Origin of the sequence: Pandoraea sp. B-6 (genome assembly GCF_000282835.1) — a bacterium.
Classification (GTDB): Bacteria; Pseudomonadota; Gammaproteobacteria; order Burkholderiales; family Burkholderiaceae; genus Pandoraea; species Pandoraea cepalis.
On record NZ_KB290495.1, the window covers coordinates 87,574 to 98,597 of the forward strand.

7 protein-coding genes are annotated in these 11,024 nt (G+C 66.1%); 1 reads left to right on the forward strand and 6 read right to left on the reverse strand.

The genetic code is table 11. The annotated features are described in order from the left end of the window. Positions 1–1,125: NAD(P)/FAD-dependent oxidoreductase (locus A985_RS24220; protein ID WP_198288651.1), on the forward strand; the 1,125-nt coding region annotated here is incomplete at its 5' end. A 79-nt stretch (positions 1,126–1,204) separates the two neighbouring features. Here the strand turns inward: A985_RS24220 and A985_RS24225 are convergent. The 6 genes from A985_RS24225 to A985_RS0104515 form a co-directional block, all read right to left on the reverse strand. Next, a complete protein-coding gene (locus tag A985_RS24225; RefSeq protein WP_198288652.1) occupies positions 1,205–2,140 on the reverse strand; it encodes a universal stress protein in 936 nt (311 codons plus the stop codon). A gap of 268 nt (positions 2,141–2,408) precedes the next feature. After that, positions 2,409–3,407: an aldo/keto reductase gene (locus tag A985_RS0104495; protein WP_017232213.1), complete on the reverse strand. Its 999-nt coding sequence runs from the start codon at positions 3,405–3,407 to the stop codon at positions 2,409–2,411. Between the two features lie 171 nt (positions 3,408–3,578). Next, a complete protein-coding gene (gene bcsG, locus A985_RS0104500) occupies positions 3,579–5,204 on the reverse strand; it encodes a cellulose biosynthesis protein BcsG (protein ID WP_017232214.1) in 1,626 nt (541 codons plus the stop codon). A 33-nt stretch (positions 5,205–5,237) separates the two neighbouring features. Further along, entirely contained in the window at positions 5,238–7,895 is a 2,658-nt protein-coding gene (gene bcsA, locus A985_RS0104505) for a UDP-forming cellulose synthase catalytic subunit (protein ID WP_017232215.1), read from the reverse strand. Continuing rightward, positions 7,892–8,662, reverse strand: a complete 771-nt coding sequence (locus tag A985_RS0104510; protein WP_017232216.1) for a cellulose synthase operon protein YhjQ/BcsQ — start codon at positions 8,660–8,662, stop codon at positions 7,892–7,894. The genes bcsA and A985_RS0104510 overlap by 4 nt, the downstream gene beginning before the upstream one ends. Positions 8,663–8,742: 80 nt before the next feature. Continuing rightward, positions 8,743–11,024 (reverse strand): cellulose biosynthesis protein BcsC (locus A985_RS0104515; protein ID WP_198288653.1); only part of this gene is annotated, 2,282 nt, incomplete at its 5' end.

Below are 11,024 nucleotides of genomic sequence, written 5' to 3' on the forward strand. Positions count from 1 at the left end.
CCCCCGCCGCTCTCGAAAGCGTTTCTGTCCGGTCAGGCCGATGAAGCCAGCCTGCTGATCCGTCCGGCAGACGCCTGGGAGAAGGCCGAGATCGACGTGCGTCTGGGCGTGACGGCCACTGCCATCGACCGCGCGGCGCGCACCGTCACATTCGACGACGGCCAGACACTCGGCTACGACCATCTGGTGCTGGCGCTTGGCGGCCGCGTGCGCCATCTGCCCATTCCGGGCGGCGACGCCCCGAACGTCTACTACCTGCGCAACATCGCAGATGCCACGCGTCTGCGCGAGGCGCTCGCCCCGGGCAAGCGCGTCGTCGTGGTCGGCGGCGGCTACATCGGGCTGGAAGTGGCGGCAACCGCCGTCAAGGCGGGCGCCGCGGTGACCGTGCTCGAAGCGGCCCCGCGCCTGCTGGCCCGCGTGGCGGAAGCCGATCTGGCGGACTTTTTCGCGACGTTGCACCGCGAGAACGGCGTCGACGTGCAGGTGGGCGTCGGCGTGACCGCGCTTGAGCAGGATGCGGCCGGTCGGGTCGTCGCGGTCGTGGCCGGTGACAAGCGCCTGCCGGCTGATGTCGTGGTCGTTGGCATTGGTGTCGTTCCGAACGCCGAGTTGGCACAGGCCGCGGGGCTGGCGGTCGAGAACGGCATCGTCGTCGACGAATTTGCCCGTACCAGCGATCCGGCGATCCTGGCGGTGGGCGACTGCGCGCATCACGAACACCCGGCGCTGGGCCGCCGCATTCGTCTGGAATCGGTGCCGAGCGCGAGCGAAATGGCGAAGGTGGCGGCGAGCGTAGTGCATGGCGATGCGCCCAAGGCCGTCGCGACCGCGCCCTGGTTCTGGTCGGATCAGTTCAACGCGAAGCTGCAAATGGTCGGCCTGACGGACGGCCATGACGCCATGATCGAGCGCCGCTTGCCGGATGCGCAAGGGGCCGCCGTGTTCATGCGCTTCTATCTGCGCGAAGGTGCCGTCGTGGCGGCCGTGAGCATCAATCGGGCACAGGAGTTTCTGGCCGCACGCGAACTCGTCGGTCGCCGCGCCGTGGTCGACCCGGTGCGTCTGGCCGACGCGGCCACGCCCCTCAAAACGCTTCTGTCAGAACTCGGCCCAGTCGCCTGAGGCCGAACGCCTTCTTCCGATGTGCCAAACGCCGGGCGCTTCCGCCCGGCGATCAACGCGCCGCCTGACCGCGCGCGTGTCACTCCACCGGTGCGTGCGCGGGCAACAGCAACACCGGCCGACCGGCGTGACGGGCCGTGTCCTCCGCGACGCTGCCCAGCGTGAAGCGCCGGAACCCGCGCCGCCCATGCGTGCCAAGCACGATGACATCGGCATCGGTCTCTTTGCCTGCGCAGATAATCTGATCGGCAACCCCCTCGCCGACCGGCTGAAGCTCTCGCAACTCGACGTCGCCGGGCACGCCCGCCTCATGCAGGCGTCGCGTCGCCCACTTCAGCGCCTGCTCGCCCACGGCGCGCACCGCGCCGAGCAGCGGGGCCGAGTCGAAGCCTTCGGGAAATGGCCCCGGCATATCCAGCACATGGACGACACGCAACGACGCCGCATGCGCGCGAGCGAGCGAAAGTGCGTATTCGAAGGCGCGGTGCGACGTCTCGCTGTCGTCGAGCGCGACGAGTATCCGTTCGTAGTGTCCGCCCGCACGCAACGGCGAATGCGGGCGCGCCTCGCCCGCCACCAGCATCACCGGCACCTCCGCGCTGCGCAGAATCTGTTCGGCAACGCTGCCCAGCATGGCGCGTCGCACACCGCCCCGGCCGTGCGTGCCGACGATGATGATTTCGGCGCCCCACTCGTTGGCCTCGCGGGTGATGGCCTCCGGAACGGTCTCGCCGGTCGTGCGCAGATCGAGCAAATGCGCCTGTGGGTCGAGCCCTTCCTCGCGCAGATACAGCACCGCGCGCGCCAGATGTTCCTCGCCCTCGCGCTGCATGTCGCGACGCACCTGCTCCAGGTCGATGAGCTTGGCGAAGGCGGAGGTCACCGGCGTGACGGGGTCTTCCACCGTGTGAATGACGCGGATCACGTCGCCGTTGCGCGCAAAGGCGGCCGCCTCGCGCAGCGCACGGCGTGACGATTCGCTACCGTCGGTCGCCAGCAGAATGCGTTTTGTCATGAGCAGCCTCGCAAAGAGCATCACAGGAAGGCCTCGCACACAGGCAGCGTGTCCGGCATCGTGCCGCCGCGCGAGTCGCTTCGACTGTCGAACCGTGACACGATGCAGCTACTATAGCGCTCGATCGTAGCCGACGACTACCTTCGCTGGCTCGGGAATCCCCCTTAAGACGCGCTTGCTTGATGCAACGCAAAAACGCCACAGGCCCGACGCATCGGGCCTGTGTACGGCGTGAGTCCAGCAGAAAGCCGGGGGCGGAACGTCGCGCTTATCGGGCGGCGTCGCCCCAGCGATAAGCATGCGACGCGTCGTCGAGCTTCGCCTTGAGGCCGGCGTCGAGCGCGTAGTCGACGGTGCCGAGTGTTTCGGTCAATTGTTCGACGCGGCTCGCGCCGATAATCGCCGACGTGACCGCCGGGTTCGCCAGCACCCAGGCGAGCGACAGACGCGTCAGCGACTCACCCGCGTCCTTCGCAATGCCTTTGAGCGACTCGATCGTCTCGAACTCACGCTCGTGCCAGTAGCGCTGCTGGTACATCGAGCCGGCCTTGCCGACCGTCGCCGTGGTGAAGCGACCTTCGCTGGGGGCGGCATCATGTCGGTATTTGCCCGTCAGCAATCCGCCGGCGAGCGGGTTGTAAGGGATGACCGCCAGACCTTCTTCACTGGCCAGCGGCAGCAGTTCGCGCTCGATCTGACGGAACAGCAGGTTGTAGCGCGGCTGCACCGACACGAAGCGCGCCACGCGCAGCACGTCGGCGCGGCCCAGGGCACGTGCGAGGCGATAGGCGAGGTAATTCGACACGCCGACGTAGCGGGCCTTGCCCGACTTCACAATGGTGTCGAGCGCCTCGAGCGTCTCGTCGATGGGCGTGTCGGTGTCGTCGGAATGCAGTTGGTACAGGTCGACGTAGTCGGTTCCCAGGCGGCGCAGCGACGCATCGATGGCATCGAGCAGATGCTTGCGCGACGCCCCCTTGTCCCACGGTGACGGTCCCATCTGGCCGCAAGCTTTGGTCGCGACGATGAACTGGCTACGGCGCCCCTTGAGCCAACGTCCGACGATCTCCTCGGTACGTCCGGACAACGAGATGTCGGCGCCGAGCGGATAGACGTCGGCAATATCGATGAAGTTGACGCCCGCGTCGGCGGTACGGTCGAGAATCGCATGGCTGGCGGCTTCCTCGGTTTGCAGACCGAACGTCATGGTGCCCAGGCACAAGCGGGAAACGCTCAGGCCGGTGCGGCCGAATTTGGTGTATTGCACAGTAACTCCCGGAAGTTTCGAATGCGTCCATGCCAGGCAACGATCGCGGGCCTCGCCGGCCACGCCCGCTGGCAAGAGCGCACAGTATGCGCGATTCCGGGAAAACGCGTGCGCGAGCCCGAACGCGCATTCGCGTGCGGATCCGGCGAGGACTCGCGCAGGGTTGGCGCGTCACTCCATCGATTTGAGGTCCACCCAGACGCCGTCAGTGCCTCGAATGAGCTGCTTGCCGCCGTACTTCATGACGGTGGTCTGCTCGTTCGCCGACACGAAGGCCGTCTGCGGTAAATCAGCCGCGTATGACGCCAGATCGGGCGTTCCCGCGAACGGGTTGTTCGCGATCAGATGCGAAACCAGCGTCATCAGCGCCAGATAGCTCGTGGGTGTGGAAATCGTGATGGGCGTGCCGTGGCTGGCCCCCGCCCCGTTGCCGAAGCCCACGAGCTTCACCGCCACCGGCACATGCGTGATCTCCGGCAGCGGCACCTCGCGCATGCCCGAGACCTGCAGCTTGCTGCCGCGCAGCGCGGCGCCGTGCTCGGGCACGAACACGACCACCGCCTTGCGGCCCGACCGGGCAATGGTGTCGATGAACTGACCAAAATCGTCGAACATCGCCTTCACGCGTATCGGATAGCTCTGCGCGCTGGGCAGTCGCGAGCCTTCAAGACGGTTGCCGTCGTGCAGCGAGATCGTGTTGTAGTAGAGTGCGACGCGTTTGTCGGGCATGGCCATACGCTGCTGCCACCACGATTGCAGCACGTCGCCATCCGAGCGGACCGGGGTTTCGTCGAACGAGCGCATGGTCACACGCGTGCGCGTGTTGTCGAACGGCGTGATGCCCTGCACGCCGAAGTTCTGCTGAACCTCCTGCATGAAGTTGTCGAAATGCCCGTCGTGGTTCATCGCGAGCGACGGCGTATAGCCGAGCTGCTTCAGGTCACTCATCACGTAGCACTGCGGGCCGGCCGGATCGTACAGTGCCTTGTGCGTCGGCTGCCCCCAGCCGGCGCGCAGCACACGAATGGCTGCCGGGCCGCTGTAGCTCGCCGCGGAGTTGAAGTTCTTGAAGACAAAATCAAAGCGCGAGAGCAGCGGCAGGTTGGCGAGATTGTCGGCGTCGAGATCGTCCTGCGCGAGCGAACAGATGTGCAGGAAGATGATATCGAAGTCCGGTCCGGCCCCCGCCTGCGCGGGCATCGCGACGGCGCGCGTCAGTTCGCGAGTGTAGAAGCCATCGAGTGCCGCGTCTGGATTCGCGGCCAACGGCACCTCGCCATCACCCGACACGAATTCGTTCACGCCGGCGGTCGCGGCGCTCGCTCCCGCCGACGGCGCGGCCGGGATATCGCCCGTCGCCGCGACCACCGGCGTGACCGGGCCCAGCGCACCGAAGCGCAGCACGAGGGGCACGATCACGAGCGCGAGCATCACGAAGGTCGTCACGCGAACCCAGCGGTTCACGATCCAGTAGACGAGCGTCAGGATCGCGAGCAGAAGCCAGAATTGCGTCGGCACGAAGCGTCCGAGCAGCTCGATCAGGTACGAGAACCGGAATTGCAGCAGCGCCGGCAACTGCTCGACGAAACGGGCGAACGGCGGCAGGTTCGAATCGTAATAGAGCAGCGCCGCACCGGCCGGCAGAGCGATCACCTGTCGCCCAATGCGCGCCCAGCGCGGGCGCAGCCGGATCGCGAGCAGCACTGCGAAGAGGAAGTTCGGCAGCACGTGAAAGCCGATGGTGCCGGCCCACAGGAGCAGCAGCTTCAGGATGAAATAGAGGTTCCAGATGCCCATCGTATGCGTCCCTGAGTTCCGGTGTTGTCCGGCTTACGTCTGGCGTGCGCTGCGCAGGCGATCCTGCCAGCGCGTCACGAGTTTGCCCAGCAAGTAATTCGCCAGCACCTGATAACCGCGCAGCCCCATCGCGAGCATCTCGAAGAGCGCCTTGATCGGTTCGTCACGCGTGCGCTCGACGTCCCAGTCGCGCCAGGCGTCGGCACGGCCGAACGTGAATTGCACGAGATGTTTGTCCTGCGCCACCGTGAGTGGCATGAACGAGAGAAACAGCGCCTGCCCGCGCACCCCGACCACGCGCACCGGAAAGCCATATTCCGTCGCGCCGCGCGAGAGCGCGACCTGCGCTTCGGTGCCCTCGCTCAGTTCGAGTGGCACGCTCAGCAGCAGCGCCAAACCGCCGCCGGAGAAGTCGCGCGTGTGGCACGCGATCGTGCGGCCGTCCGGCAAATACAGCATGGCGGGCATGCGCATCGACACCCGATGCGTGCGGCGCACCTGCCGAACCTCGGTTGCCACCGCCACCGCCGCCCCCAACACAGCCAGATTGAACGTCACCCACGCCAGGTTGAAGACCAGCGCCCCCATCTCGTGCGCCGGTGCGTAGAAGTAGCGCAACACACCCGCCAGAAAGCCCAGCAGATTGAAGCCAAGCAGCACCAGGTAAGGCTTCGAGATATTCCAGTCGAAGAAGCTCTGCTCGATCAGACCGCCCTTGGCCGTCACGTTGAACTTGCCGTATCGCGGGTTGATGAACGCCACCGTCGTGGGCAGCGCCACGTACCACGCCAGCACGGCTTCATAGACATCCGACCAGAACGAATGGCGATACTTGCCCTGGATGCGTGAGTTGGCGATGTTCGCGTGTGCGATATGCGGTAACACATAGGCGCAGATGCTCAGGGCCGCCGCCTGCACGATATGCAATCCGAAAAACAGATAGGCGATCGGCGCGAGCAGGAAGATGATGCGCGGAATGCCATAGAAGAAATGCAGCATGCCGTTCGCGTAGCAGATCCGCTGTCCGAACTTCAATCCGCGTCCGAAGAGCGGGTTGTCGACGCGGAAGATCTGCGCCATGCCGCGTGCCCAGCGAATGCGCTGGCCCACGTGACTGGAGAGCGACTCGGTCGCAAGACCCGCCGCCTGCACCACTTTCAGGTACACGGTATTCCAGCCGCGACGGTGCATCTTGAGCGCCGTGTGGGCGTCTTCCGTCACCGTCTCGACGGCGACACCGCCGACTTCGTCGAGTGCGGTACGCCGCAATACAGCACACGAGCCGCAGAAAAACGAGGCATTCCAGAAGTCGTTGCCGTCCTGCACGATTCCGTAGAACAGTCGCCCTTCGTTGGGTACCGCCCCGCGCGTGGCGAGGTTGCGCTCGAACGGATCGTCGGAGAAAAAGTGGTGCGGGGTTTGCACGAGCGAGCAGCGCGGGTCCTTGAGGAAGGCACCCATCGTCGTCTGCAGGAACGAGCGCACGGGAATGTGATCGCAGTCGAAGATGGCGACGAACTCGCCCTGTGTCTTGCCCAGCGCATGGTTGATGTTGCCCGCCTTGGCATGCCGATTGTCGGGACGCGTCACGTAGTGCACCCCGGCGAGCGCAGCGAATTCGCGCATCTCGTCGCGGCGTCCGTCGTCGAGCAGGTAGATATTGAGCTTCTCGGGCGGCCAGTCGATCCCGCAGGCGGCATACACCGTCGGGCGCACCACGTCGAGGCCCTCGTTGTACGTGGGAATATAGATGTCGACGCTGGGCCACTCGCGCGTGTCCGGCGGCAGCGGCGTGATGCGGCGCTGCAACGGCCAGACCGTCTGGATGTAGCCAAACAACAGGATCATCCACGTGTACATCTCGGCGGCCACGAGGGTGTAGCCGACCGCCGCCTCCGGCAGGGTGTCGAACGCCAGCGATTGCGTGAGACGCCACCATACATAGCGGATCGTGGAAATCAACGACAAACCGATCAGCACGAGCACCGAATACTGACTGTCGAGCCGGCGGAATACCAGCGCCAGCGTGAGCGTGCAGATCGAGAACAGCAACTGCTCGAACGGCTCGAACGGTGTCGTGACGATCCAGAACACGCCGACCAAGCCGAGCAGCGCGACAACGGCCGATGTGACACGCCACTGCATCACGCGCGCGAGTTGCGCGTCGAAGCGATGGGCGAGCTGCGCGGGGGTGTCGGGCGGAATGCCGAAGAGCGTCTGCACCAGCCACAGGCGCGCGCGTTCGTTGTTGTCCCGGAGCGCCAGCCAGCCGACGTACGGTGGGAATGCCGGGCGCCGATCGGCCCGGCGCCACACCAGTGCCTGCACCATCTGTCCGACGCTCGCATCGATCGGAACGTCGAGCCGATGCGTGACACGCGCGTTGATCCAAGCCAGTGCGCGCGCGGGATAATCAGTGCGTCCGGCGCGCGGCGGCGGAAACAGGAGACGCAACCACCAGTCGCGCCATTGATCCAACCGATTCACCTCAAGTCGCATCGCCAGGCGCGTCACCGCGTGGTCGCCAACCTGCGTGACCCAGCGTTGATGACTCGGCGAACGCAAGGTCGCCGCAAGCGTCCATTGCAGCAGACTCGGCGGGCGCCCGTCCGCGCGCGGTGGCACCGCGAGACGCACCACCAGAATCTCGCTGCCGAGCCGGTAAAGGGTGCGCAATGCGTCGCGGATCATGCGCGGCCCCCGGTGTCGGTCACCGCATCAATCGGCGTCGTGGCATGCAGCAACCATGCGGCCAAATGGGCGAAATCGAGCGCAGCCTGCGATCCCTGCGCCCCCATGGCCAGGGTCTGGCCGCTGGCCGCCACCGTGCCGATCGCGTCGTCACGATGAATGCGCAACGGCACACTGGCGTCGCCCGCGCGGGACTGGATCAGATGGAGGAGATCGTTGTTGAGCGCAGAATTGGCGGCATCGAAGTTCGGCACCATCTGAGCGCGGCCCGCGCACGCCGCGATCAGGTCCAGCTGCGTGACGTAGCCGGTCGTCGTCACGGGCACCACGCCAAGGACGAGGTCGGCGGCCGCCACGGCGGCCTGGGCAATGACATCGGGCAAGCGCTGCGTGTCCATGAGGACGCGCGTGCCCTCGGGCAAACCCATCGCGTCGAGATGACGACGCAGCCCGCCGGCGTCCTGACGCAGCCATTGGCCAATGGCGCTCAGACTCGCCGCCTCGCTGCGACCGGCAGGCAGCAGCGACACGCGCGCCGGCGTCTCGCACAGCACACTACGCCAGCCGTCCGGCGCAACGCTCGGTGACAGCACGCCTGCCGCGCACGTCTCGCGCAATCCGAGCAGCGCACCGATGCTGTTTTGTGCGTCGAGTTCAAGCACGGCGACCGGATGCGATGCCTGCGCGAGTTCTGCGGCCAGATGGGCCGTCACCGTACTGCGCCCCGCGCCACCGGCGCTGGAAACAACGGCAATGAGTGTCAGCATGTGGCCCCCTTCCCCGCCCAGGCATCGGAGATGTGGGACACAACGGCGGCGAAGGCAAAATCGATGCGAGCGCGCATGGGTCAGTAACTCCAGATCGGGCGTACCGGCGACGGCGGCATCGGCACATCACCACGGCGGGCGTCGAAGTGATAGCGCAGGTAGACGAGGAAGCGATTCGGCGCGTAATAGTCCGAACGCTCGAACTGCGCCTGAGCGCCGATCACCCAATGACGGTTGACCCAGTATTCGGCACGCCCGAGAAGCGAAAACCCCACGCCGAAGCCGCCGCCCGAGCCGTACGTCAAGTTGCCGCTGGCCGATTGCAGCGTACCGTCCGTCGGGAAGTACGGCATCGCTTTCTCCTGACTTTGCGAGACGGACACCGACCCGCGCAGGTAATACGACCAGCGCTGTGTGCGGCCGTACCACTCCAGCGGCAGCGTTAGCGACACATAGGTTTGCGGGCTGTAGTAACCGCCATGGCCATAGGTATAGAACCGCTCATTCTGCGCAAAGCTGTCGAAAAACACCGTGACACCGGTGTTCATGCGCATGTCGCGCCGGTAGACGAGCGGCAGGTCGACACCAGCGCGCGCCGACACCTCCGAGTTGTTGAGCACATTCTCGCCGGTCAGTCGCGCCACGCTCGCTTCGCCAAAAATGCCCCACTTCAGGAAGTCGCGCGACGCGTGGAACGTCAGGGCATCGCGCCGCACCCCGCCCCATTTGCCGTCGCCGAAGATCTCGGGCAACGGCAGGTACGACCCGGCGTACGACACCATGCTGCCCGCCATCGGCCGACGCGACGCGTCGACCCAGTAGTGGTAGCGTCCCACGTTGCCGAACAGGCGCACGCCGCCGGTCACATAGGAAATGGGAAAGCCCACGGGCGTATGGCCGACGTCTGCCCGGATCCAGTCGTTCTCATAGCCGAGCATCAGCGCCTGTCCATGTGCCTTCTGACGCTTCGTGCCGTGGTCGCCCAACACACCGGGATTGGCGGCCCGGAACGCGGGCACGTTAAGCAACGGCAGCGTGCCGAACTCCGACGTGCCATTGAGCGGCAAGTCGCCAGCGTCCGCGCTTACGTAGTCGGTCTGGGCGAACACGTGGCCGTCGTAACCGAGCGCGTATTGGCCGTACACTGGCACGGCGCGCGCATTGAACATCGAGATGCCGCCGTCGCCCTTCTTCTCGTCGATTTCATAGCCCGCCGCGACATAGCTGTTACGCCGCGCTTCCAGCGAGTCGATAGCCGACTCGGCCGACGTCATGCCGTCGTAGCCGGGTAGCGCGCCTTGCACGATTTCCTCCTTGCGTGCCTGGTCGTACCATCCCTTCGCCTCGCGATAATGACGCTGCGACTGCGCGATGCGCCCGCGCTGCACGGTCACAGCGGGCGTATCGGGGAATTGCGTGCGCAACGTGTCGTTGAGTGCGATGGCCTCGTCGAAGCGATCCATCGCCGTGAGCCGTCGCACAACGCCCAGCTGTGTCCAGACGTCGCTGGGCGACGCCTCGGCCAGTGCGCGATCGAGTTCGCGGTTGGCCGCCGCGTCGTCCTGCATCTCGTAGAGCACGCGCACGAGCGACAGGCGCGCGTCCTGATCGTTCGGATCCTGGCGAAGCTGCGCTTGCGCGATCTTGCGCGCGTCGTCGAAACGGCGCTCGTCGAAGTACAGATCGCCGAGCATCGACAGCGCGCGTTTGTCGGGCGGTTGACGCGAGAGCAATGGATCGAGCTTCGCGCGCGCGGTCGTGAAATCGCCCAGCGCCCGCGCACGGTCGGCCTCGCGCAGGGCGAGACGATCCTGCAAGTCCTGCCGTTCGGCGCGCTGATCCGCCCCGAGCGTGGCCGGATCGATGCCGGCCAGGAACGTGCCCAGTTCCGCATCGCGTTCCGCCGTATCGAGCAATTCCGCGTAGCTCAGTTGTGCGTCTGGCTGCGGCTTGTCGGCGTGCGCCGCCAGCCAGTCGCGCATGAGCGCCAGCCCCGGCTCGGGCTGTCCCGCCGCCACGCGGGCGCGCGCGACTTCAGCGATCAGTTCCGGGTCGTCGCCAGCCATTGCCAAGGCATCGGCATAGCGCCGCTCGCTCTGCGCGTCGTCGCCGGCGGCATGCGCCTCCCGAGCCAGACGCGCCGTGTCGCGAATCGCGAGCGTCGTCTGCATGCGGCGGATCGACGGCGTGACGTTCGTGACCGGGATCTGCGCGAGTGCGGCACGAGCCCCGACTTCGTCGTCGATGACGTTCAAATAAAGCGCCTGCGCGTACAGCATCTGCGCGCGGTCGTCGGGCGGGAGCGGTTGATGCAGACCCTCGGCCATCACGTCGCGACCGATCTGCGGCAGGGGCAGCTTCC